Annotated in this window: 18 protein-coding genes, 1 tRNA gene and 1 pseudogene; 14 read left to right on the top strand and 6 right to left on the bottom strand. The window is 39.8% G+C overall.

Annotated features, from left to right (window positions below):
- Positions 1-27: 27 nt before the first annotated feature.
- From D0T60_RS02750 to D0T60_RS02730, 5 genes are all read left to right on the top strand, one after another.
- Positions 28-2,454 carry a sel1 repeat family protein gene (locus D0T60_RS02750; protein WP_163216620.1) on the top strand — a complete coding sequence of 809 codons (2,427 nt, stop codon included), beginning with the start codon at positions 28-30 and terminating at the stop codon, positions 2,452-2,454.
- A gap of 133 nt (positions 2,455-2,587) precedes the next feature.
- The gene (locus D0T60_RS02745) at positions 2,588-4,372 is read left to right on the top strand and encodes an HSP90 family protein (RefSeq protein ID WP_163216619.1); all 1,785 of its coding nucleotides are present in this window, start codon (positions 2,588-2,590) and stop codon (positions 4,370-4,372) included.
- Positions 4,373-4,385: 13 nt separating this feature from the next.
- Positions 4,386-5,483 carry a hypothetical protein gene (locus D0T60_RS02740; RefSeq protein ID WP_163216618.1) on the top strand — a complete coding sequence of 366 codons (1,098 nt, stop codon included), beginning with the start codon at positions 4,386-4,388 and terminating at the stop codon, positions 5,481-5,483.
- A 5-nt stretch (positions 5,484-5,488) separates the two neighbouring features.
- On the top strand, positions 5,489-5,884 hold the full coding sequence (locus D0T60_RS02735) for a carboxypeptidase-like regulatory domain-containing protein (protein ID WP_163216617.1): 396 nt from the start codon (positions 5,489-5,491) through the stop codon (positions 5,882-5,884).
- Positions 5,862-6,926 carry a TIGR04133 family radical SAM/SPASM protein gene (locus tag D0T60_RS02730; protein ID WP_163216616.1) on the top strand — a complete coding sequence of 355 codons (1,065 nt, stop codon included), beginning with the start codon at positions 5,862-5,864 and terminating at the stop codon, positions 6,924-6,926. Before D0T60_RS02735 ends, D0T60_RS02730 begins: the two co-directional genes overlap by 23 nt.
- Here D0T60_RS02730 and D0T60_RS02725 read toward each other — a convergent pair.
- Positions 6,923-7,750 carry a hypothetical protein gene (locus D0T60_RS02725; protein WP_163216615.1) on the bottom strand — a complete coding sequence of 276 codons (828 nt, stop codon included), beginning with the start codon at positions 7,748-7,750 and terminating at the stop codon, positions 6,923-6,925. The two genes, D0T60_RS02730 and D0T60_RS02725, sit on opposite strands and share 4 nt — an antisense overlap.
- Positions 7,751-8,359: 609 nt before the next feature.
- Between D0T60_RS02725 and D0T60_RS02720 the strand changes: the two genes are divergently transcribed.
- From D0T60_RS02720 to D0T60_RS02700, 5 genes are all read left to right on the top strand, one after another.
- Positions 8,360-10,402, top strand: coding sequence for a histidine kinase (locus D0T60_RS02720; protein WP_163216614.1), 2,043 nt, complete (start codon positions 8,360-8,362; stop codon positions 10,400-10,402).
- A complete protein-coding gene (locus tag D0T60_RS02715) occupies positions 10,399-11,151 on the top strand; it encodes a LytTR family DNA-binding domain-containing protein (RefSeq protein WP_163216613.1) in 753 nt (250 codons plus the stop codon). Before D0T60_RS02720 ends, D0T60_RS02715 begins: the two co-directional genes overlap by 4 nt.
- 668 nt (positions 11,152-11,819) lie before the next feature.
- Complete coding sequence (locus tag D0T60_RS02710) at positions 11,820-12,308, top strand: type 1 fimbrial protein (RefSeq protein ID WP_163216612.1); 489 nt, start codon at positions 11,820-11,822, stop codon at positions 12,306-12,308.
- Between the two features lie 23 nt (positions 12,309-12,331).
- Complete coding sequence (locus D0T60_RS02705) at positions 12,332-13,444, top strand: hypothetical protein (RefSeq protein ID WP_163216611.1); 1,113 nt, start codon at positions 12,332-12,334, stop codon at positions 13,442-13,444.
- Between the two features lie 35 nt (positions 13,445-13,479).
- Complete coding sequence (locus D0T60_RS02700) at positions 13,480-14,052, top strand: hypothetical protein (RefSeq protein ID WP_163216610.1); 573 nt, start codon at positions 13,480-13,482, stop codon at positions 14,050-14,052.
- A gap of 155 nt (positions 14,053-14,207) precedes the next feature.
- Here D0T60_RS02700 and D0T60_RS02695 read toward each other — a convergent pair whose 3' ends face one another.
- From D0T60_RS02695 to D0T60_RS02680, 4 genes are all read right to left on the bottom strand, one after another.
- A complete protein-coding gene (locus tag D0T60_RS02695) occupies positions 14,208-14,900 on the bottom strand; it encodes a carbonic anhydrase (RefSeq protein ID WP_163216609.1) in 693 nt (230 codons plus the stop codon).
- A 79-nt stretch (positions 14,901-14,979) separates the two neighbouring features.
- Positions 14,980-15,591 carry an FKBP-type peptidyl-prolyl cis-trans isomerase gene (locus D0T60_RS02690; RefSeq protein WP_203558269.1) on the bottom strand — a complete coding sequence of 204 codons (612 nt, stop codon included), beginning with the start codon at positions 15,589-15,591 and terminating at the stop codon, positions 14,980-14,982.
- A gap of 15 nt (positions 15,592-15,606) precedes the next feature.
- Positions 15,607-17,148, bottom strand: coding sequence for a glycine--tRNA ligase (locus D0T60_RS02685; protein ID WP_163216608.1), 1,542 nt, complete (start codon positions 17,146-17,148; stop codon positions 15,607-15,609).
- 27 nt (positions 17,149-17,175) lie between these two features.
- Positions 17,176-18,843 (bottom strand): hypothetical protein, encoded by a 1,668-nt coding sequence (locus D0T60_RS02680; RefSeq protein ID WP_163216607.1) that lies wholly within the window; start codon positions 18,841-18,843, stop codon positions 17,176-17,178.
- A 184-nt stretch (positions 18,844-19,027) separates the two neighbouring features.
- Between D0T60_RS02680 and D0T60_RS02675 the strand changes: the two genes are divergently transcribed.
- The 4 genes from D0T60_RS02675 (at position 19,028) to D0T60_RS02660 (ending at position 23,664) form a co-directional block, all read left to right on the top strand.
- Positions 19,028-21,637, top strand: coding sequence for a DNA gyrase/topoisomerase IV subunit A (locus D0T60_RS02675; protein WP_163216606.1), 2,610 nt, complete (start codon positions 19,028-19,030; stop codon positions 21,635-21,637).
- 34 nt (positions 21,638-21,671) lie between these two features.
- Entirely contained in the window at positions 21,672-22,502 is an 831-nt protein-coding gene (locus D0T60_RS02670) for a DUF3316 domain-containing protein (protein ID WP_163216605.1), read from the top strand.
- Positions 22,499-23,500, top strand: coding sequence for a S41 family peptidase (locus tag D0T60_RS02665; protein ID WP_163216604.1), 1,002 nt, complete (start codon positions 22,499-22,501; stop codon positions 23,498-23,500). Before D0T60_RS02670 ends, D0T60_RS02665 begins: the two co-directional genes overlap by 4 nt.
- Positions 23,501-23,582: 82 nt before the next feature.
- Positions 23,583-23,664 (top strand) — tRNA-Leu (locus D0T60_RS02660).
- A 98-nt stretch (positions 23,665-23,762) separates the two neighbouring features.
- On the opposite strand, the pseudogene D0T60_RS18915 reads toward D0T60_RS02660, so the two are convergent.
- Positions 23,763-23,912 (bottom strand): annotated as a pseudogene (locus tag D0T60_RS18915) (transposase); the annotation flags it as partial.
- Positions 23,913-24,004 lie beyond the last annotated feature (92 nt).

Genomic DNA, 24,004 nt, shown 5'->3' with positions numbered 1-24,004 from the left:
TATTTCATATACAATTATAAAACAATTATGAACAACGCATTCACTCCATTCCCCGGAGAAGGGGAGTCATTACAAGCTTTCTATCTGAAAGCTTATGAGAAAACAACTAAGGAAAAACTTACCAAAGAAGTATTCGAAGCCTTCACTCATCACCGGCTTATGCAACCTGCGCACTGGTTCGAAGCATTGACTACTTTAGAATATGCCATCGAAAGCAAATTCGACACACTGGCTACCGAAACGTTCTTTACGCGAATTTTTAAAGGATACGATTGTGTAGCTTCCGGCAACCTGAATGATGAAGACTATCACTTCTTTTGGGAAAAGATAAACCGGGTCTGCGATCTACTTATTCCTTCATTTGCCGAAGCAATCATAGAGAAAGCCTTGCAGCGCCTTCATCCTCGTCGCGGATACGAAGATACCTCTGTGATTCTTCCCATGCTGGAAGAAGCTGCGCAAAGAGGAAACGCTACTGCCCAAGCTTTATGGGGATATTATCTTTATGGAGGATTCTGCGGAACTCCTGATAGAGAAAAGGGAATGGAGTTGCTCGACAGTATTACCGATCCGGTAGGCAAACAGAAAGCTGCTATCTACAAAACTCATATACTACTGCAAGAAGGTAAACAAGAAGAAGCTAATACTTTCTTCCAAGCAGCCTTCGAGGAAAGTGTAAACCCCGAAGTACAAAGAATGGTTGATGAACTGCAAGCCTTCTTATGCGAATATGCTAAGAAACCGGAGGAAGCAGCCAAATACTACAAGAAAATACTTCAGGATGACTGTGCCGGATTCGCTATGGTGCGTCTGGGTATCCTTAACTACAACAAACTTTTTGAAGAAGCAACCCCGGCCGAAGGTCTTCGCCTGATGGAAGAATCGTTCATGGCCGGACAGCACAACATCGTACGCAGCTTGTTTATTTGCTATTTCAACTCCGGACAAGAGTGGCAGGATAATGCACGAGCCATTCAGTGGCTACACAAAGGCTATCAGTACAATGATGCATATAGCACCTATCAGTTAGCCTACCTTTATCTTTTCGTGGACGAATATAAAGATCAGGAAAAAGGATTATGGTATCTGGATGAAGCCGTTAAACAAGAATATGCGGATGCACTTATCTGCAAAGCTAACTTATATCTTAATGGAAATATCTTGAAGCAAGATGCAGGTAAAGCTTTGGAACTATACCAACAAGCCATGAACGGAGGCTCGGGATATGGAGCATACCGCATAGGTTGTATCTACGAACAAGGGTTACTTACCGGCGAAAATGATTATCCTACCGCACTCTCATACTACGAGAAAGCCGCTGCAATGAATGACATTTACGGCCTTGAAATGGCAGGACGCTATCACCTGATGGGGTATGCAGGAGAAGTAAACACCGAGAAAGCACTCCAATACTACAGCCGGGGGGTTGAAATGGGTTCGGCTTACTGTATGGTTGAACTGGCTTTCATGTATCAGGAAGGTAACGGCGTAGAAGAAGACGATGCCAAAGCCTTCGAACTCATCATGAAAGCCACCGAGAACGAGTATGCCTATGCTTACTTCCTTGCCGGACGCTGCTACCGCCACGGCATCGGTGTAGAAGAGAATCCGGATGAGGCCATTCGCTTCTTGCAAATCGCTGCCAACAATGAAGTGGCAAAAGGAGAAACCGAACTTGCTCTATGCTACGAAGAAGGTTATGGAGTAGAAGTCAATGGTAAAAAGGCATTGGAATATATGCTTAAAGCAGCAGAACACGACTATGCTTATGCACAATATAAGGTAGGTTGCTACTATCTGTATGGAATAGGAGAGGATGTACCTTCCGATAATGAAGAAGCACTCAAATGGCTGTCTAAAGCAGCAGAATCAGACTATGCTTATGCTTTATTGGAACTGGGCGACTACTATTTATATGATTATGGCGATTCGGGCGAAACCCAGAAAGCATACGAGTATTACATGAAAGCCGCCGGGCAAAATTGTGTCAACCAAGGTTTAGGTGTTTGTTTGGAATACGGCATCGGTGTAGAAGAAAACGAACCGGAAGCCTTTAAGTACTACCTGAAAGCTGCCGAAGATGGCTACATGAGAGCCATGCATTGTGTGGCACGTTGCTATTATCATGGTAACGGAACCAAAGAAAATCATAGTGAAGCCTTCCGTTGGTTTAACGATGCTGCTGCTTACGAATACAGTCCTTCTCAATACTACAAAGGCAAGATGCTAATGAACGGAGAAGGTTGTACACCCAATATGGAAGAAGGTATAACCCTCTTGCAGTTAGCTTCCGACGACGACCATGCCAATGCTCAATTTGAACTGGCCAACTGTTATCTAATAGGAAAAGGAGTAGAAGCAGACGAAGATAAAGCCATGGAACTCTTTGAGTTAGCTGCCGAGAACGGACACGAACAAGCATTGAAAATTACAGGAAAAAGACGTAGAGGATAGGGTAGTTACGAGTTACAAGTTACGAGTTACAAGTGTTAATACTGCAAAGTACTCGTAACTCGTAACTGGTAACTTGTAACTCGTAACTCGTAACTTGTAACTCGTAACTGACATCTCGTAACTAAAACACATTATGGAGAATAAACCTCATCTTTTTCAGGTTAACCTGAAAGGCATGATATCATTGCTCTCGGAGCATATCTATAGCAATCCGAGTACTTTTGTCAGAGAATTGCTTCAAAACGGAATCGATGCCATTACTGCTTTCCGCAGTATCGACGAGAATTTCGAAGGACGTATAGAAGTTGAACTTCACGACAATGGTTCCATGAGTTTTACCGACAATGGAATCGGTCTGACCGAAGACGACATTCATCAGGTGCTCACCGTGATTGGCGAGAGTTCCAAAAGGGATTCTTTTTCTTCGGCCGACTTTATCGGGAGGTTTGGTATCGGCTTGCTTTCTTGCTTTGTGGTAAGTAACGATATCATCTTTGAAACACGATCTGCGATGAATAAGAAAACCATCAGGTGGTGTGGAAAAGCAGACGGTACTTACGAAACGGTATCGATAGACGAAGAACGCCCCATTGGAACCAAAGTGATACTGACCCCCAAGAACGAATGGAAGCATTTATTTGAATACGAAACATTTAAACGCAGCCTGACTCTTTATGGAAAGGCATTGCCTTACCCCATCTTCTTAACTAAAGGAGAAGGAGGAGAGCCGATACAGATCAACGAATCCAATCCCATTTGGCTAAACCCTCAGGCAAGTAAAGAGGAACTGCTATCTTACGGCAGAAAAGAGTTTCAAGCTTCTTTTCTGGATGCATTCCCCATTAAAACAGAATGCGGACGAATAGCAGGTACTATTTATATCCTGCCTTTCAAAACACAGTTCTCGGGCAAGCTAACGCATAAAATATACCTGAAAAGAATGCTTTTAAGCGAAGAAGACTGCAACTTACTTCCCCCTTGGGCATTCTTTATAAAATGTATAGTGAATGTGGAGGCTCTTTCTTCTACTGCTTCTCGCGAATCGTTGGTAAACAACGAGGAACTTCGCAAAGCTTCTACAGAGATTGGAAAAGCCCTGAAGAACTACCTGAAAGGACTGATACATACCGACCCGGATTTGTTTCATAAGATACTCGATATACACTATCTGCATATCAAAGCTATTGCTGCGGAAGATAATGAAATGCTCTCCTTATTCATGGACGAACTACCTTTTGAAACAAACAAAGGTACACGCAATTTCAAAAGCATTCGCAACTACAACTCTCAGGTTTATTATACACCCCTGTTGGACGATTTTAAACAAATCAGGCGTATTGCTTCTTCTCAAGGAATGTTGGTTATCAATGCCGCTTATACTTTCGACGAAGCACTGCTGAAGAAAGCTTGTCAACAGTTCGACTTTAAAACGGAGAAGATCTCTCCTTCCTTCATTCTTGATAGTTTCAAGGAGGTTTCGTATACAGAACATCCGGAATACAGAACCTTTGAGGAACGATGCAACGAACTGCTGAAACCGATGGGATGTGTTTGTCAGCTTAAATACTTCACCCCGGCAGATACCCCCGTTATCTTTGTGGCAAGCGAGAAGATTAATCAGGGAAAAGCCAAATCGGCCAATAACCCGTTGAACTCCGTGTTGGGAGCATTTAAGCCCAAAGTGCAGAAAACAACTCCTACACTATGCATGAATGCCAATAACGAGCTGATACTTAAACTCACGGAAATAAAAGAGGTGGTGGTTTTTGAATCCATTGTCAACATTCTCTATATACAATCGCTTCTATTGGGCAAGTATCCGGTTAATGACGAAGGAATGAACCTGTTCAACGAATCTCTTTATCGCTTAATTGTTATGGGAATGCAAGACATTCTCGGATTTATTCATAAAAACTAAAAACAAAAACAGAATGAAATACACATTAGAAATACAGAAGATACTCTACCAAGTAGATAATAATAAAAGTCTGACTCACAAAGACAAAGTTCAATTGCTTAAACAAGCAGCAGCTATTGCCGACGATAACGACGATGTGGAATGGGGATACGACGTACGTATGCAGCTACTTCACGAAAGCTACTATCTAACCAATGATGAAGAACTGGTAACAAACTTCACATGGATACTAAACGCTTATGAACAACACCCCGACTGGTTCGACGAAAACGACTTCCTTTGGGAGTATAAATGGGTATTGGGTGCCATGTACTGCAACCCGGACGTTTCGATGGAACAGATCGAAAGCATTTTGGAGGACTTTAAAACACGCCTTCTCCGCAACGGTCACGGGCTGCGTGCCTATTATGACAGGCTTTACACCGAAACCCTTTCCATCGGGCAGGTTGAGAAAGCCAAAGAGTACCTCGACCTTCGGAATGAGTGTTCGCAAGATGATGTGGATAACTGTGCTGCTTGTACCCTCGATTATGAGTTGGACTACTATCTGGAGTCCGGACAGTTTGACGAAGCCTACAACAGAGCGCAACCCCTGCTCACCAAGCAAATACACGTTCCACACTGTTCTCAGGTGCCGGCACGTACTTTCTGTACATTGCTTTATAATGCACAAAAAGTAGGAAAGCACGAATTGGCCGCCCAACTATTCACTCAAGGAGAGAACGAGATGGAAGAGCAAAAGGAGAATCCAAACCTCACTTCTTACGGAGGAATGCTAATCAGCTATCTGGCAGATAAAGACAAAGAAAAGATGCTCAAGTATATTGAAAGATACATAGCTTGGGTGTTGGAAGGAGATGGCTTTACCCGATACGACTTCTTCTATTATATGGCCGAAGGACTTGAAATTCTATCTAAAACAGATCAAACCATTACGCTGAATCTACCCACAGAGTTCGAACTGTATGCCGAATCAGGAGTCTATAATGTAGAGGCTTTGAAGGAACATTTCTATACAAAAGCTCTTGAACTGGCCGAAGCCTTTGATAAAAGAAATGGATGTAGTGCGTATGTAGATAGGGTGAAGAAACTTCAAATATCAAATACATAATTCGTATGAAAAAGAATTGGGGAAGAAAGATAATCGGAGGGCTGTGCTTAGGTTCAGCCGCCTTTGTATTTCAGGCTTGTTATGGAGTACCTAAAGACTTTGGGCATGATTTATGTGTAGAGGGACTTGTGAAATCCAAGAAAACAGGTCTTCCTATTAATGGAATAAAAGTATCAGTAGCCGATCAGGTGCAATATACCATGACTGACAAAGAAGGCAAGTTTGAATTTTATATCCCTAAATCAAGTAATATTCTTGTTAAATTTGAAGATGTAGATTCTATCCGAACAACCTTATACTCAAGCAGAGATTCACTACTGCCTCCTATTCGCATGAATCAGGAGTATCTACGCTTAGAACTGGAATTGGAAGAGAAAGATGAAGATAAACAAGCCGATTAAACAATTTCTCTTCAGGCAGTTTAAGAAAAACGAAACCAAGATACACGAACTCAACTATCTGTTTTGGGAATGTACCACCCGATGCAACTTAAGCTGCCTCCATTGTGGAAGTGATTGTTCCAAAGACTCTCTTCACCAAGATATGCCTTTGGAAGACTTCCTTAAAGCTGTGGATACTATTGAGAATCCGGCTGAGCATTTCATCATTGTTGTTACAGGAGGTGAGCCTCTGTTAAGGAAAGATATTGAGGCCTGTGGCAGAGAGTTCCGCAAGCGAGGCCTGCGCTGGGGGATGGTTACCAATGGATTCCTATATAACAAAGAGAAGCACATTTCCTTACTAAATGCAGGGTTAGGCTCGCTGACTATCAGCGTAGACGGACTGGGAGAATCTCACAACTACCTTAGGAATAACAGTCGCAGTTTTGAAAGGGTAGACAAAGCCATTGAGCTTGCAGCTTCTTCTACCCGATTGAACTTTGATGTGGTTACTTGTGTGCATCAAGGTAACATTGGCGAACTCCATCAAATCAAAGATTACCTGATACGGAAGGGAGTGAAAGCATGGCGGTTATTCACCATTGCTCCCATCGGTCGTGCCAAAGAAAATCCGCTATTATTTCTAACAAAGCCTCAGTTTCGGGAACTAATGGACTTTATCCGCGAGTCGAGGCGAGAAAAACGAATAAAAGTATCTTTCAGTTGCGAAGGCTATGTCGGAGAGTATGAATGGGAAGTACGCGACAGTGGCTTTTTCTGCCGTGCCGGAATCAATATCGGTTCTGTATTAATTGATGGCTCTATCTCTGCTTGCCCCAACATAGATAGGAGCTTCGCACAAGGAAACATCTATCAAGATAACCTCTTCGAAATCTGGCAAACTAAGTTCGGTGCATTTAGAAACAGAAGCTGGACAAAGAAGGGAAAATGCAAGGATTGCAAAGAATATAAAAACTGCGAAGGGAACGGGTTGCATTACTGGCACGGGGGGATGGAGGAGGTGGCGGTTTGCCATAAAGAGCAAGGAGAACTTATACGCTAATCCTTGTCTCTTTTCTTCCTGCCATGAGGATATTTTATATTATAGCCACTGAAAAACACTTCCACTTTTTCAATTGGACAATATCGTTTATGATAAACTTTCATTAATCCGCGAACACCTTGCAAAGCTTTTTTTGAATTCCTAAGAACTATCCTTTCCGTTACATTATTAGGCTTTTTACTTAATTTTATACAAGACAATTCTCCATATTCATTAAACTCTACAATTACAAAACAAGTTTCCTCTATATTAATACTATCTCTTTCTACTTTATCTATAGATTTCAGTATGAGGGATTTAATGGTGTCTTTCAAGAACTTTTCCTCAGGAAATAATAAATATTTGTCCTTTTCCAGAAAATCAAATTCCTTTTTCTCTACCAACTTGCCAGCTTTTAAGGTATAATGTATTTCTCTTTCGTGTATAGAAAGAGAAGCACTGGCAGCGCTCTGTATTAACCTTCCCTGAGGACATACAATTGTTTCATTTACCCAATGAGCCAATACTTTATTAGAGCCAAATTCTTCTATGATACTAATAGCAGTAGGAGGCTTATTGCAATAGCCTGTTTCAACCTTTACTAAAAATAAGCGATTGTTCTCTAACTTCCATGTAGCTACATACCCTCTCCATAATGCCGTACAAAACACCTTCATTTCTATTTTACCAATAGTTCTACTTCCTTTTTCTTTGAAGTACTTCTCTAATGGATACGAGTAAATCCATACTGTGTCTTTTCCAATAATAAGTTTATCACCATATTGAGGTGTAGCAAACAGTGTTTCTGCCATGATTATAGCAAACAAAAATAATATGATCTTCATAACTATTTCTATTTAAGTGTTCAAAATGAATTTATTAATTAAACAGCAAGCATTTACCCCGATAGGGGTAATATGTGCATAACCCTGGGTGAGCGAAGCGTAACCCAGGGTAGATAGTCTCTCTTTTCCTCTGAACCCCGAAGTGGGTTCAACCCCTTCAGGGTTGAGTCTGCGCGTGGTGACTGACCATCCCCGAGCTGCGCTACGCTTGCACGGGGTTATGCACATCTCACCCCTCTCGGGGTGATTGCTAAGGTATAAACTAATTATGAACATCTACTTTAATAACTTATAGTACTGAAACAAAGATGAAGGATATTTGCTCTTTAACCAAGAGAAAGCTGTTACAGTTGATGTTACAGTTTTGCGGCGGAGGTGTTACAAGCCGTTACAGCTTTCATAAAAATAACCCATATAACCATTACTTCCAAACGCATAAACACCTAAAACGGCACTTAACCCCAAAACCCAATAATACGGATTATTTATCAATCAGAATAATTATACATTTGCAAAAGATTACAGAAACTGTTTTAGCATAAACGTAATATTTAAACAACAAAAATATTATATTTGCATAATCAGACAAGTAATAACCAATTATTCACAATGCAAAAAGAAAAGCACATTCCAATTATTCTCATTATATGCTCCATCTGCATTATTTGTTGCGAGAACCCTCACCGAAAAACAATCAAGCACCATTCTGATAATATAGAAATAGTTTTAAACACTTATAAGGATTCTCTTTTCGATAAACCAGACGTTGTAATAGACACATGCCTTAAATTACAGCAAACAGTTACAGACTCTCTTAGGTTTTACCAATTAGCAAGCCTGCTGGTAAAAGGATACTACTTCAACGGACAGCCCGACAGCGCCTTGAAGATTAACCAACAAGTGATTCACTACTTCCAGAGTCTTCCTTCCCCTTCTTGCGAAGCAATTAAGCTGGCCGCTGATGCTTACAACAGCAGAGGCATCTTTCTCAATGCAATGGATAAGCGAGATACGGCAATTAGCAGTTTCAGTATGGCATACAGCCTCTTAAATAATGCCCCTTATTACAAGGAAGAACTTCCCAGTATTTGCATTAACCTTGCCGATTGCTATCTGCACGAAGGTAACCATACCTTATGTAGCTTTTACTATAGAAGAGGGTTAGCTATTTCCGACTCATTACATATAGGTGCCGAGAACAACTATTCCATATTCTCCGGTATGGCTAAACTATACCAGGAGTTGGGGAATTATGATTTGGCCGAAGAATATTACCAAAAGGCACAACAGTGGTTAGATCATTCTTCGCTCTATGACAGATATTTCTTTCAGAATGCCTACGGTAGCTACTTTTACATTACTAAAGATTATGACCGATCGTTAGAGTGCTTTCGCGAAGCCAGCCGGATTGCCGGCAACTTTCCTCAAACTTACTATCAGGGAATCTCTCAGGGTAATATGGGAGAGATTTTCATTCTGAAAGAAGAACCGGACTCTGCGCAATATTATTTAGATCATGCAAAAGATTTGTTAGGAGAATTCTACTATCAACCTTCGCTGAAATTTTATATGGATGGTTTATATGCTTCTCTTGCTTTGCTCAAGAACCAATTGCCCGAAGCCGAAAAGCTATTGACACAGCCTTATGATGCTGCACAAATCAATCCTCAATACCAATATCACCATTATCAGCGTTTGCAGGAGCTTTACCGAAAGAAACAAGATTTCAGAAAAGCATATCAATATTATATGAAAGCGATAGCTTATGATGATTCTCTTCGCAACCTGAAAATACAAGGCAATATTGCCGAAATAGACTCCCGCTACCGGCAGGATACAATCCTGATTCGAAAGGATATGAAAATTGCATTAACAGAGCAACAGGCTTCTCAGTGGCAGAAGATTGCCCTTTCAAGTATCATATCCTTCATCTTACTTCTGATACTGATTATCGGAGTTATTCATTATCGGCGCAAATTGCGCGAATTAAAACATCAAAAACAAGTAGGCATTATTACGGGACTTCGCATGGAGATTATCCGGAACAGGTTGTCGCCCCATTTTGTGTTTAATGCACTAAACACAGTTATGCCCTCTTTAGAACATTATAAAGAGCTGAAAGAACCTTTTCAATTACTAATCAGATTACTCCGAAATAACCTACGGGCATCCGAGCAAACAGCCGTTCCACTGGAAGAAGAAATATCGTTAGTTAAAGACTATCTGCATTTACATACAATGAGAAACGATTCTAAAATTGTTGTTGATTGGCAGATTGATGAAAACACACCTCTTCAGGCTCTTATCCCATCTATGGCCATCCAGATACCTATTGAGAATGCTGTGAAGTATGCATTCTCCGGTAGCAGTCTAAGTCCTTCCATCCGAGTAGGTATATGCTTGCAAGAACAGCGAATGCTTCACATTATCATTGAAGATAACGGACAGGGATATCAGCCACACAAGTACAAGAATGATGTACGCGGAACAGGAAGCGGTCTTAAAATGCTTTATCGCACCATAGAAATACTGAATGCAAAGAATGAAGAAAAGATAATGTTTAATATAGAGAACCGTTCTTCTCTCAATCCTAAAGAAGAAGGTACGCGTGTTACGCTCATCATTCCTCTTCATTACACTTTTGAATTATGATTAAAAAGATACGAACCATTATTGTAGATGATCTTCCGGCGGCAGCCACTAAGCTTCGGGAAGATTTACAACTCCATCCGGAGATTGAAGTGATAGAATGTGTGTCTTCTGCCAAAGAAGCCATTGTATCTATCATCAAGCACCAACCGGATTTATTATTTCTTGATATTGAGATGCCGGAAATGTCGGGCTTGGAATTATTAAGTTTAATACAAGATAAAGTGCATAGTATGCGTGTGGTTTTTTACACAGCCTATAATCAATACCTTATTGATGCAGTGCGCACCTCTGCCTTTGATTATTTACAAAAGCCCTATTTAACTACCGAACTCTCTTTTATAATTAACCGTTTACTTACTATCTCGCCCGAGCAAATGGTCGATTTTAGAGATTCTTTCCGACGGTTAATTCATCAGGAAGACAGATTTGCCATTCAAACCGTTATGGGGCTTATGTTGGTGAAGTGTCGGGAGGTTGGAGTTTTCCAATACATGGATCGCCATTGGGTTATGAAGCTCGCCAATGAAAAGCAATATAAGCTTCGCACTAATGTAGGAGCAAAAGAGTTACTCGCCCTTTCCTCTTCTTTTATGCAAATAAACCAACAATGCATTGTCAATCTGGATTATCTTATTTCTATAGAAAATAAAACGCTTAAATGTATTCTATGTCCTCCTTTCTCGGATCTTAGTGAGATAGCAAGTACAAGGTATTATAAAAAAATCAAAGAAAGTTTGGATATTATATAGATTGGCACAAAATTCCATTTTGCACAGAGAATTTTATGTCGAAACCTAACGCACCTAACGCACTTGGGGTCTATCGATCTATATATCAATAGCTTAAGGTGCGTTAGGTTAACGAAATTACCTAACGCGCCAATCACGCACCTAACGCGCAAGCCTCGTTCTGGAGCTTGTAACGCGGTTGTCCGCTTTTCTTGATCGCAAATTCATGCGAAATAACGCGAAGTCTTTATGTTTTATTTGCCAGTAGCATTTGGGTGAATTGCCAGTAGCATTTTACCTCGAAGGCGGTTGCATTTGGAATGATTGCCGGTAGCATTTTGTCTTTATAGGGTATATTATACTTAACACTATATACTATTAAGCAAGAGAATTGGGAAGCCATATTCACTATGATTACTCAACAGAAAACACGTTATTTTTTCACTTTATTCAGAGTTTTCGAACACTTAATCAGAGAAATAGGGCGATTGTTCTTTTCTGTTTCGGAAGGGATTTAAACAAGGTTTAACATTTTCGTATATTTGCAGTAAACAGATGTTATAAAACGTCTCTTTAAACTAATTGCAAATGTTTACTTAGATAATTGTTTCTCTATAAGTTATATACTCTATATCTAATTGTAATATGTAAATTAACAGTTGCGCCCGACACGTATTAGGGATAACAAAATGCTTTTTAAACGATTTTGTATAGTCACATTAGTTGTATTATTAGGACTAAACTTTGCCTCTACTGCTTATGGACAAAGTACAGTGTATTTTTTTACGGGAAAGTTAGCGAATTCAACATGCACTATAAAGTTGAATGGAAAAGATATATTTGACCTTAGAGGTCCTGTACAGAAAAAAATTTCACCTACAGGACCAATGATATCCCCTTTTTACCTTTATAAAGCATGCAAGAAAAAATGTGTTTTTAAAGAAGAAGGGAAAGCTCTATTTTCTGTTGATATACAATTTACTGATATAACATCAGGGAAAATCACTAATAGGGCAGGAGAAATTCAATTAAACTTAGCAGAAGGATCCGTACATTATCTAAGGATAGCTCCTAAAGGATTGAATGATGTGCAATTTAAAGAAATAACCTTCAAGGAAGCTGATAAATTATTGAAAAATAAAAAATGTATTTCTCTTCCTGAATATATTGAAGAATAGAATTTGAAATAATGAACTATTTTATGAGAAAAGTAGCATTTACAATCTTTTTGGTTTTTTCTTTTGTTTCTATCTCTGTAGCCCAAACAGGAGTAAACAAAGCGTTCTCTAAAGTCCTTGAAGTAACCAATGAGAAAAATAAAAAGGAAAGTTTCAAAGGACAGATACTGAAAGGTAAACGAAATGGTATGGGACTTTTAGCCATGAAGGATGGGTATATCTTTGTTGGCGATTTTTACAGAGGAGAGATAGCAGGGTATGGAATGTTTATTGCCCCAGAAAATGAATTTATAAAAAACTGCAATAACTCGACAGTCTATATTGGCAACTTGCGCAATGGACAAAAAACAGGTTTTGGTTCTTGCTACACGGCAAATGGTAATTTGATATATCAAGGGCAATTTGAAGAAGACAAGCCTATAGATGTGTATCCGTTGGTTAATGCAGATCATTCTAAAAGTTTTTCTTTATTAGAGCTCGCTAATGGTGATGTTTTTTTAGGAGAAACAAAAGATGGAAACGCAAATGGTTATGGTATTTTGCTTTTCAAAAATGGAGATTTGTGGTTAAGTAGCTTCAAAAATGGTTTTAAAAAGGGTATTGGTTTATACCTTTTTTATAATGGAGAATGGGAAACACTCAACTTTGTTGAAAATAACTATGATGTAGTGAGTTCTTCTGCTAATTATAGAAATATTGATGCAGCAAGAAAGCAGGCTACCAGAAGTTCTCTTATGGAGGCAATGGGATGTTTTGTAGATGCAGCCAGTACAGCAGTGAGTATAGCTGGTAATACCCGTTCAACACCGCAAGGAGGTAGTTTACTTTCATCTATGAATAACAATAGTGGCATAACTTCATCTTCAACTATCCAGAATTCTTATTCAGAAAGTAGCAAAGATGCAAAAAAAACTGATTTAGATAGAAATGCAAAATGGATGCGTGACAATTATCAAATTCAAAAAAAAGTATATAGCGATGGTGAAACCCTACTGATAAAAATGAAAACTTATCCGGAAACCTACAACAATTCCCTACGAATAGACACACAAACTCGAATGAAAAAAGTTCGAGAAACTATCATAAGTCATGGTGGAACTTGTGTACAATCTGAATGGGAGACATGGAAACCATAATAAATCACTATAGTAATAATTAATAAAGAAAAAACATGAAAAAACTAACATTATTTCTTTTAGCATGTGTGTTAAGTACATCAATTAGTCTTGCTCAAAAAAGCACAGGATTCTCAACCTCAAGTGACCTTCTTATTGGTTATAAAGATGACATAGTTACTACAACTATTGGATATGATTTCGGATATAAAATTATCCCTGATTTGTATTTTGGGGTTGGTCCTATGGTCAGTGCCTCTTTTGGTGAGGGGGAAAATTTTAGTGCAGGAGGATACGGAAAAGTCCGTTATACAGTTCCATTAAATACGACAATACGTCCTTTTATAGATGCACGAGCTGGTTATTCTCATTCTTTCTCTATAAAATCTGGTGATATGATGTATGGTGCAGGATTAGGTGTACGTATTGGTAAAAAGTTTGGAGTAGGTATTTGTGTTAATATAAGTACTACCAGTACAACTACGAAAGAAACATATAAGAGCGGTACTGAGCGGGTTTATAGTAATGCTCTGAAAAAATGGGTAGATAAAGCTGTATATAGTAAAAGAGATATTAAGAAAAGCAAGACTAACTATACCCCTGCTTTATTTTGTAGTTTTGAATTCTAATACGCCTACCTCTTAGGTAAATACTAACAAATATTTGAAAACGATATAACCACAGGTTGATCTAAATTGCATACAAATTAGAGACATTGAACTCACTCTCATTTAATAAATCTGTAAGAAGAAAGACCTACCTGTGGTTATGTTTTTAGAAGCTGTTAGAGATTAAGAAATTCTACTACTCCATTTTCTATATGATAAATGGCTCCTACGATCTCAATCTTATGTTCTTTTTGCATCTTGGCCAGGATAGGGTCGCTTTCGCGTAACTGGCGTACCCCATTCTTTACATTGGCAAGGATCGCTTGATTGTAAAGGTCCTCCTTTTTCTTAAGGCATTCTTGTTCTTCCTCTTCACTATCAAATTTATCGATGATGGATTGAATGTGACCCAAATCTCCATGATGATGTTCATGCCCTTCGTTATTTTCTTTTGTGTCGAGAAAAGCCTTCACGGCTCCACAGCAAGTGTGTCCCAAGACCACTACTAACTTGGTATTCAGGTGATCTACTGCATACTCAACGCTTCCTTCTTCGAAATCGGCCATAACATTACCAGCTGTACGAATGGAGAAAAGATCGCCTAACCCTTGATCAAAAACAATTTCCGGAGTCACGCGCGAATCCGAGCAACTGATAACCACTGCGAAAGGATGTTGTCCTTCCGTAAGCTCTTTGATTCTTGTTAAATCCTGATGCTGATGAACCATGCGGTTTTCACAAAAACGTTTGTTTCCCTCTCTTAATGAATCAATAGCAGATTCTACGCTACATTGTGCGTTCACGACTAAATTACAGCAACTTAGCATACATACAACAGCTAATTTAGTTGCTAAAATCATCTTTTTCATAATTATACCTATTGTTAAGTTCTAAAAAAAGCGCTCCCAGTTGAACGGAAACGCTTTTTAAGTTATCTTGAAAGTGAGTTCAATACTCTGTAATCTCTTCCAACTCTATATCAAATATCAAAGCCGAGTATGCCGGAATACTTTCTCCGCTTCCTGCCTCTCCATAAGCGCTGTAGTAAGGAATGTAAATTTCCCAGCGTTCACCAGGTTGCATGTGTTGAAGAATCTCTATCCAACCGGCGATAAAGCTTGTTACTGATGCTTTGTGTGCATTATCAAACTCGGTAGGACTTTCTTCTGTGAAATTCTGATCAAATACATCCAGGCTTTTATACTCTTTTGTATAATAACGTGGAGCAGAAGTAGCACCGAAAACCTCTTCGTTTATTAACATTCCACGATAGAAAACAGATACTTTGCTTGTCAGAACCGGGAATCTTTTATCCGAGTTCTCTTTCTTACTTATTCTCTTAAAAAAGATATTCTGATCTTTGTTTCTGGAATCCTGAATACATTCCAACCCGTCTCGTTGACCTTCTGGCTTAGTATCTATCACACCCTGCAACGAATCTATGAAAGCCTCATTACGTTCGCGCCAGTTATGAAACTTATCGTATCCTTTCGACTCACTACAGGAAGCAAGTACAAGGGCAAAAAACAATAATGATAATAGACTAATATTTTTCTTCATAATAAAGGGGTTATATTACATAAGTGTCTTTAGCAGACTGGTGATGCTTACTCTATCAGCAATAATGGAATTCAAGTCGGCAATAGCCACACGCTCTTGTTCCATAGTATCGCGGTTACGCAGAGTTACTGTATTGTCTTCCAAAGTCTGATGATCTACAGTAACACAGTAAGGAGTACCAATGGCATCTTGGCGACGGTAGCGTTTACCAATACTGTCTTTTTCATCATAATGACAGTGGAACTGGAACTTAAGATTGTCAATAATCTCACGAGCTTTCTCCGGAAGACCTTCTTTCTTCACCAAAGGCATAACAGCCAGTTTAACCGGAGCTAATGGAGCAGGCAACTTCAATACTACACGGGTTTCGCCGTTTTCCAGTTTTTCTTCGCAGTAAGAGGCAGAAAGGATACTCAGGAACATGCGGTCTACCCCAATACTGGTTTCAACTACGTATGGAGTATAAGATTCATTCAGCTCCGGATCGAAGTATTTAATGTTCTTACCCGAATATTGTTCATGCTGACTCAAATCGAAATCGGTACGAGAGTGAATACCTTCTACTTCTTTGAAACCAAATGGCATCAGGAATTCAATATCGGTAGCAGCATTTGCATAGTGAGCCAATTTATCATGATCGTGATAGCGATAGCTGGAATCGCCGAAGCCAAGGGCTTTATGCCACTTTAAGCGGGTTTCTTTCCATTTTGCAAACCAATCGAGTTCTGAACCGGGGCGTACAAAGAATTGCATTTCCATCTGTTCGAACTCGCGCATACGGAAGATAAACTGACGGGCTACAATCTCGTTACGGAAGGCTTTACCAATCTGGGCAATACCAAAAGGAATCTTCATGCGACCGGTCTTCTGTACATTCAGGTAGTTTACAAAAATACCTTGCGCTGTTTCCGGACGAAGATATACCTTCATGGCTCCATCGGAAGTAGAACCCATTTCGGTTGAGAACATCAGGTTGAACTGACGCACTTCTGTCCAGTTCTTAGTTCCGGATATCGGACAAACAATTTCTTCATCTACGATGATCTGACGGAGTTCTTCCAGATTACTATCATTCAAAGCTTTGGCAAAACGTGCATGCAAAGCCTCTCTCTTAGCCTGATTCTCAAGTACGCGACCGTTTGTAGCACGGAATTGTGCTTCATCAAAAGATTCTCCGAATCTCTTGGCGGCTTTGGCTACTTCTTTATTTATTTTATCGTCGTACTTCGCAAGCTGATCTTCAATCAGTACATCCGCACGATAACGTTTTTTCGAATCTTTGTTATCAATCAATGGGTCATTGAATGCATCCACATGCCCGGAAGCTTTCCAGATTGTAGGGTGCATAAAGATAGCCGAATCAATACCTACAATGTTTTCGTTGAGCAGCACCATGCTGTCCCACCAATATTTCTTGATATTATTTTTGAGTTCAACACCCATCTGTCCATAGTCATATACTGCTCCCAAACCATCATAAATCTCGCTGGAAGGAAATACAAAACCATATTCTTTGCAATGTGATACAATTTTCTTAAAAACGTCTTCTTGTGCCATTATTATAATCTATTAAAACTTTTTATTTTATTCTACCCAGATGAGCGAACAGTAACGGTTGCTGTTACGATCACGTCCGGTATTATACTCACTGATTGCCTGATTCATTTCAGCAATGCTACTTTTGTTTAACGATTGCTCCTGATAGCCATAATTGTTGGCGCTTATCTCTACCCAAGTATAGAATGCAGGCAGCCCCTCTTCTTTCCATAGGCAACGATCAACAGTAGCAGATAAAGAACATTCTCCAACAACTGCTCCAAACCGGTTTACTGATGTACGGGTTACTTCTACTGTTTTAGGCAATGATTTACAAGCTATAATCTTTTTGTAGTTATATCCGGCTATACCTCCGGCAATAGCATCTGTAGGTTTGGTGGTGCTAATCTTATCTCCGATTACTTCGCAACCTACTATGGTATTTTCATTATACCCTACAATAGAAGCCGAATAATTACTTCCGGCAACTTCGCAATCTGTTGTGCTGCAAGCAATAATATAACCATAATTGCTTCCGGCTACCACAGCAGTATAGCTATTTAAGTTCTTAATGGTAGCGTTCGCAAATTTTAATTCCTGCACAGTGCCATGTACTCCTACAGAAGCAAAGAATCCGGCATGTTCCTGATTGGAATTTATGGCGAAATTATAAACCACATTTCCTTTTCCCAGGAAAGTTCCGTTAAACGGATTGTTTTTGTTACCTATCGGGTTAATCGCTTCATTCTTTAGATCCAAACTGTTCTTCAGCACAACTGTTTCTCCTTCATAATCTAATCCGGAGGATACACTTGCTGCAAACAAGTCTAAGTCTTCGATGGTATAAATTTCTGTAATGGGAGAGTAGCCATAGTCTAATCCTGCGGGCGTGTCCCAAATGGTTTTTACCACGGCTGTAGCTTCCGGTTCCACATCTTTTTCATAACGAACGGTTATCAACAATGTTTCTCCGGCACGGGGAGCTTCGGAGCCGGCTACAATTTTATAATCAAGCGAAGTAAATGAATTCAAAGAGAATGCCGCCATCCCTGCTCCGGGCACTTTGTTGATTGGCAACACAGCCGAATATACAGAACGGTTTGTTTGCGTACCATCATACAATGGCTTAACTTCTGTACCGTCAGAGGCAAATATCGTTACAGCGCCATCACCTACCACAGAGGTAAAGTCGTCACCTGCCCAGCTCTCGCTTTTGAGTATCTTCACTATTACTTTCACATGTTGATTCACCATGCTATCTACAGCTATCTTTGTAGAATAGGTTCCAAGACTTGCATCTCCTTTCAGGTAATGAGCTGCATGGAAAGAGGCTTTGGTACTTTGATCGGCTACCAGACTTTGGTTACCACACAAGGCAACAAATGTTTCCGGTGTTACTCCATCCACATAAATATCCCTACGATACAGTTCTGTAGAAAGATCCGACCAGGTTTCATCATCTTCCATTTCGGCCGAGAATGATGTCAGGCTGGCACCTTTTTGATTATATTGAAACTCAATTATATCACCAGGTAGAAAGAATTCCGTATCCTTTTCTGCTGCTACATCATCTTTCACTGCGGTTACAACTGTCAGTGTGCCTACTGATAGAGGAGTAAAATCAACACTGTTCACTCCTTTATCATCATCATCTTTACAAGCGGCTGATAATAAAACTACAGTTGTCAATAGTAAGGTTTTCAATAAGTTTTTCATCGTTTGGGCGTTTATATACAGGTTCAACGTATTGAACCATAATTGTTATACCTTCTAAATAATCCGCAAAGTAAATGCTTTTTTTCATTTTAATTCGTATTTTTGCCTTCACATCTTCCTTATTAGATGTAAAAAACATAATTTGTTGTTAAAATAACATAGAAAAGAGAGACGTCTAATATTTATGAGCGACGAAATTGAGGAAATTAAGAAAGAAGAGGGCCCTAAACATCAATTAAGCGGAATGTATCAAAACTGGTTTCTGGATTATGCATCTTACGTAATTCTGGAACGTGCAGTTCCGCACATCAATGACGGATTAAAGCCGGTACAGCGGCGTATCCTGCATTCCATGAAACGTATGGACGACGGTCGCTACAATAAAGTAGCCAACATAGTAGGTCATACCATGCAATTCCATCCTCATGGCGATGCTTCTATTGGTGATGCATTGGTGCAACTGGGACAGAAAGACTTGCTCGTAGATTGCCAGGGAAACTGGGGGAATATCCTTACTGGTGATGGCGCGGCTGCCCCTCGTTATATTGAGGCACGCCTATCAAAGTTTGCACTGGAAGTAGTTTTCAACCCCAAAACTACCGAATGGAAAAACTCTTACGACGGACGTAATAAAGAACCTATTACACTACCCGTCAAATTTCCTTTGCTTCTGGCTCAGGGAGTGGAAGGTATTGCTGTAGGACTATCGTCTAAAATATTACCACACAACTTTAATGAGTTATGCGATGCTTCTATCAACTACTTGAAAGGAGAAACATTCAACCTATACCCCGATTTCCAAACCGGAGGCTCTATTGATGTAGCCAAATACAACGATGGCGAACGTGGAGGTAGTGTAAAAGTACGCGCAAAAATAGATAAATTAGATAATAAGACGCTGGCTATCCGGGAAATCCCTTATGGAAGAACCACCACCTCTGTTATTGAGTCTATTCTTAAAGCTGTCGAAAAAGGTAAAATTAAGGTACGAAAGGTAGATGATAATACAGCTGCCGATGTAGAGATACTTGTTCATCTGGCACCTGGTGTATCTTCCGATAAAACGATCGATGCTTTGTATGCCTTTACTGATTGCGAGGTAAGCATATCGCCAAACTGTTGTGTTATCGACGAAAACAAGCCGCACTTTCTTAAGGTTAGTGATGTGCTTAAGAAGTCGGCAGATAACACATTGTCGCAACTAAAGCAGGAACTCGAAATACATAAAAACGAGTTACTGGAAAGCCTTCACTTTGCATCATTGGAGAAAATCTTTATTGAAGAACGTATTTATAAAGACAAAGGTTTCGAGCAAGCCCCCAGTATGGATGCTGCCTGCGAACATATCGACAAACGTCTGACTCCATTCTATCCGAAGTTTATACGCGAGGTTACCAAAGAGGATATTCTCAGATTGATGGAAATCAAGATGGGGCGTATCCTAAAGTTCAACTCCGATAAAGCAGATGAAGCCATTGCTCGTATGCAAGAGGAGATTGCTGCCATTGATCATAACCTGGCTAACATCGTAAACTATACAGTTGATTGGTTTAAGATGTTGAAAAAGAAGTACGGAAAAGACTTCCCCAGACATACCGAGCTGCGCAACTTCGACACCATTGAAGCAGCGAAAGTAGTAGAAGCCAACGAGAAACTTTATATCAATCGGGAAGAAGGTTTCATTGGAACGGGTTTAAAAAAAGACGAATTCATCGCCAACTGTTCCGACTTAGACGATGTTATCATCTTCTATCGAAACGGAAAATATATTGTTACTCCGGTAGCCGACAAAAAGTTTGTAGGCAAAAACATCCTTCATGTTGATATCTTCAAAAAGAATGATAATCGTACCATTTACAACACAGTGTACAAGGATGGTAAAACAGGTTTTTACTACATCAAGCGTTTTGCGGTTACCTCTGTAGCTCGTGATCGCGAATATGATTTAACTCAAGGAACACCCAACACGAAACTTGTCTATTTCACGGTTAACCCTAATGGAGAAGCCGAAATCATAAAAGTTACTTTGAAACCGGTTCCACGATTACGCAAAATCATCTTTGAAAAGGATTTTAGCGAAGTAGCGATTAAAGGAAGACAAGCACAAGGATTACTCCTAACCAAACTGGAAGTACACAAAATTGCCTTAAAACAGCGAGGAGGTTCTACACTGGGAGGGCGTAAAGTGTGGTTCGACCATGATGTGCTTCGTCTCAACTATGACGAACGAGGCGAGTATCTCGGAGAGTTCCAAGCAAATGACAGTATACTTGTTGTATTAAACAATGGTGAGTTTTACACTACGAACTTCGATATCAGCAACCATTACGAGTCTAACATACGCTTCTTAGAGAAGTTTGATCCTAATAAAGTATGGACTGCCGCCCTATTCGATGGTGAGCAGCAGGGGTATCCATACTTAAAACGTTTCTGTTTTGAAACAAACAACCGGAAACAAAGCTATCTCAATGAGAATAAAAAGACACAACTCATTTTATTAACAGATGAAGTGTATCCCCGCTTTGAAGTTATATTCGGTGGGAACGACGACTTCCGGGAACCATTAGTTGTTGATGGCGAAGAATTCGTAACAGTGAAAGGCTTCAAAGCCAAAGGAAAGCGAATTACTACATATACCGTATCCACCATCAATGAGTTGGAGCCCACCCGCTTCCCCGAGAAACCGGAAGAAAGTGGAGAAGAACAGGAAGAGCCGGAAGTATTAGATCCGGATGCCGGAAAAAGTGATGGCGACATCATTGATGAAATAACCGGGCAAATGAAACTATTCTAAGCCCATTTACCCGGCTACAACAAAATCGGTAAGAATGAAACAACTGAAGTATAAATTTGCTGTTTTCTGTTTCTGCATACTGGTTTTGCCGGATATGCTACGAGCGCAAGCCGACTCACTATCAGCCTCTTATTACTTTACCCGCACCATGATGTATGGAGTGGGTTTGGCGAATGTATACGACACTTATCTCTCTCCTCAGGAGTACAAAGGCATTGATTTTCGGTTATCGAGAGAAAACATGCGCATGAGTAAGAAGTTTGATGGAAATGTATCTATACAAAACTTCTTTCTGGCTAATATAGCCTATACACACAACCAGGCAGATAACAACAATACCATCTCCGGATTATTTAACTGGAACTATGGGATGCATTACAATTTCCGTGTCACCAATAATTTCAAAATCTTACTCGGGGGATTGGGAGATTTCAATGGAGGCTTTGTGTACAACCTTCACAACTCGAATAACCCTACCTCTATAAGAGCATACATTAACCTGGATGTATCGGGGATGCTTGTTTGGGATCTTAAAATAAAGAACCGCCCTTTTACATTAAGATATCAGGCTAACGCGCCCTTTGTAGGAGTATTCTTCTCGCCAAATTACGGACAGTCTTATTATGAAATCTTGACTTTAGGGAATTACAGTGGCGTATTTAAACTGACCTCTTTTCATAAACAGCTTTCCATCCGCCAGATGTTAAGTGTTGACATCCCTATTCGTTATGCCAAAATAAGATTCACATATCTTTGGGATATGCAACAATCTAAGGTTAATAACCTTCAGACCCACACTTATGGGCATGTATTTATGGTGGGAGCGGTTAAGGAGTTTTATCGCATTAAGAGAAAGCGTCAATGAATAAGCACCTTGTAAAGTTTCTATTCCTGATTTTACTTACTCCGCTTTCCGGATGCGTAGGAGAACACTCTTACGCCGATACACCCGAAGGCAACTTCGAGGAGTTATGGAAGATTCTCGATGAGGGATATTGCTTTTTCGATTACAAGCAAATAGATTGGGACTATATTCATGAGATTTATAAGGAACAGATATACCCAGCCATGAGCGAAAATGAATTATTTGACACATTAAGTCAAATGCTTAATGAGTTAAAAGACGGTCATGTAAACCTAATGGGCGATTCTTACCACTCCGGATACATGGGATTCATGAACGGTTATCAGGATAACTTCAATTGGTCGGTACTACGGAACTACTTAGATACCAACAGCCGAAAAGCTGACGATGCAGAGTATGTTATTTTAAGAGATAATATAGCCTATGTATATATCAGCAACTTCTCCGAAACAGTAACCTACTCTGCTATGAATACGATGTTTAACTATATACGAAACTGCGACGGCCTTATCATCGACATTCGGAATAACGGAGGAGGCACCATTACCAACGCCACCAAAGTAGCCTCCTGCTTCACTGATAAGAAAATACTAAGTGGCTATATACTACATAAAACAGGAAAAGGAAGAAACGACTTTTCAGCTCCGCAACCCATTTACCTCAATCCATCCAGCGACATTATATGGCTGAAGAATGTAGTTGTATTAACCAACCGGCGTACATACAGTGCAGCCAATCATTTTGTAAATGTTATGAAGTGTCTGCCTCATGTTACCATCATAGGAGATACTTCAGGAGGTGGATCGGGGTTACCATTTACCTCGGAATTGCCCAATGGATGGCAAGTTCGTTTCTCTGCCAGTCCAATTCTCTCCATAAAAAAGGAACACACCGAATTTGGCGTAGAACCCGATATCCATGTAGATATGGAAGAAGAAGATGAGAAGAAAGGAGTTGATACTATTATCGAATCCGCTTGCACATTTCTTTTAAAGTAATCATCTTTTTTCCAAATTCTTGCTCAAATAATTTGGAAGCACGAAAAAACTTCCTATCTTTGCATCGCAAAACCAATCACAGGCGGCTGTGGCGTAATTGGTAGCCGCGCCAGACTTAGGATCTGGTGCCGAGAGGCGTGGGGGTTCGAGTCCCTTCAGCCGCACGAAAAGACTTTCAGGGATAATTCTGGAGGTCTTTTTTGTATGACGGCATGCTATTTATTTGGGGTCAATCCGAAAAGTAGGTTGAATTGTTAAAACTTTAAGCGCACAATTTACACAGCCTAAATATAAAGAATGGTATATCTCTTACTCCTCTGAATTGATTCCTGAATGCTTTAACTTTAGCATTGAATGATTCTGCGAAAGCATTCGTTTCTCGATTGACGAAGAAATTAAGTATTGTTTCATACGTAAATTAAGTTGTGCTCCCCACTGCCGAGGAGCGTTTTAAATCATTTTTCAATCTATTACTTTGAATTCAGACAAAAGAAAGAATAGCAC

The organism is Bacteroides sp. 224 (assembly GCF_010500995.1).
Classification (GTDB): domain Bacteria; phylum Bacteroidota; class Bacteroidia; order Bacteroidales; family Bacteroidaceae; genus Bacteroides.
The sequence above is the reverse complement of the archived record's forward strand: the minus strand, read 5'-3'. Positions and strand labels throughout refer to the sequence as shown.

Coding starts and splice junctions, on each gene's coding strand:
- D0T60_RS02745 (WP_163216619.1), top strand. CDS start 2,588: ATGGAGAATAAACCTCATCTTTTTCAGGTTAACCTGAAAGGCATGATA.
- D0T60_RS02685 (WP_163216608.1), bottom strand. CDS start 17,148: ATGGCACAAGAAGACGTTTTTAAGAAAATTGTATCACATTGCAAAGAA.
- D0T60_RS02670 (WP_163216605.1), top strand. CDS start 21,672: ATGAAACAACTGAAGTATAAATTTGCTGTTTTCTGTTTCTGCATACTG.
- D0T60_RS02715 (WP_163216613.1), top strand. CDS start 10,399: ATGATTAAAAAGATACGAACCATTATTGTAGATGATCTTCCGGCGGCA.
- D0T60_RS02725 (WP_163216615.1), bottom strand. CDS start 7,750: ATGAAGATCATATTATTTTTGTTTGCTATAATCATGGCAGAAACACTG.
- D0T60_RS02720 (WP_163216614.1), top strand. CDS start 8,360: ATGCAAAAAGAAAAGCACATTCCAATTATTCTCATTATATGCTCCATC.
- D0T60_RS02735 (WP_163216617.1), top strand. CDS start 5,489: ATGAAAAAGAATTGGGGAAGAAAGATAATCGGAGGGCTGTGCTTAGGT.
- D0T60_RS02710 (WP_163216612.1), top strand. CDS start 11,820: ATGCTTTTTAAACGATTTTGTATAGTCACATTAGTTGTATTATTAGGA.
- D0T60_RS02690 (WP_203558269.1), bottom strand. CDS start 15,591: ATGAAGAAAAATATTAGTCTATTATCATTATTGTTTTTTGCCCTTGTA.
- D0T60_RS02750 (WP_163216620.1), top strand. CDS start 28: ATGAACAACGCATTCACTCCATTCCCCGGAGAAGGGGAGTCATTACAA.
- D0T60_RS02675 (WP_163216606.1), top strand. CDS start 19,028: ATGAGCGACGAAATTGAGGAAATTAAGAAAGAAGAGGGCCCTAAACAT.
- D0T60_RS02740 (WP_163216618.1), top strand. CDS start 4,386: ATGAAATACACATTAGAAATACAGAAGATACTCTACCAAGTAGATAAT.
- D0T60_RS02730 (WP_163216616.1), top strand. CDS start 5,862: ATGAAGATAAACAAGCCGATTAAACAATTTCTCTTCAGGCAGTTTAAG.
- D0T60_RS02705 (WP_163216611.1), top strand. CDS start 12,332: ATGAGAAAAGTAGCATTTACAATCTTTTTGGTTTTTTCTTTTGTTTCT.
- D0T60_RS02695 (WP_163216609.1), bottom strand. CDS start 14,900: ATGAAAAAGATGATTTTAGCAACTAAATTAGCTGTTGTATGTATGCTA.
- D0T60_RS02700 (WP_163216610.1), top strand. CDS start 13,480: ATGAAAAAACTAACATTATTTCTTTTAGCATGTGTGTTAAGTACATCA.
- D0T60_RS02665 (WP_163216604.1), top strand. CDS start 22,499: ATGAATAAGCACCTTGTAAAGTTTCTATTCCTGATTTTACTTACTCCG.
- D0T60_RS02680 (WP_163216607.1), bottom strand. CDS start 18,843: ATGAAAAACTTATTGAAAACCTTACTATTGACAACTGTAGTTTTATTA.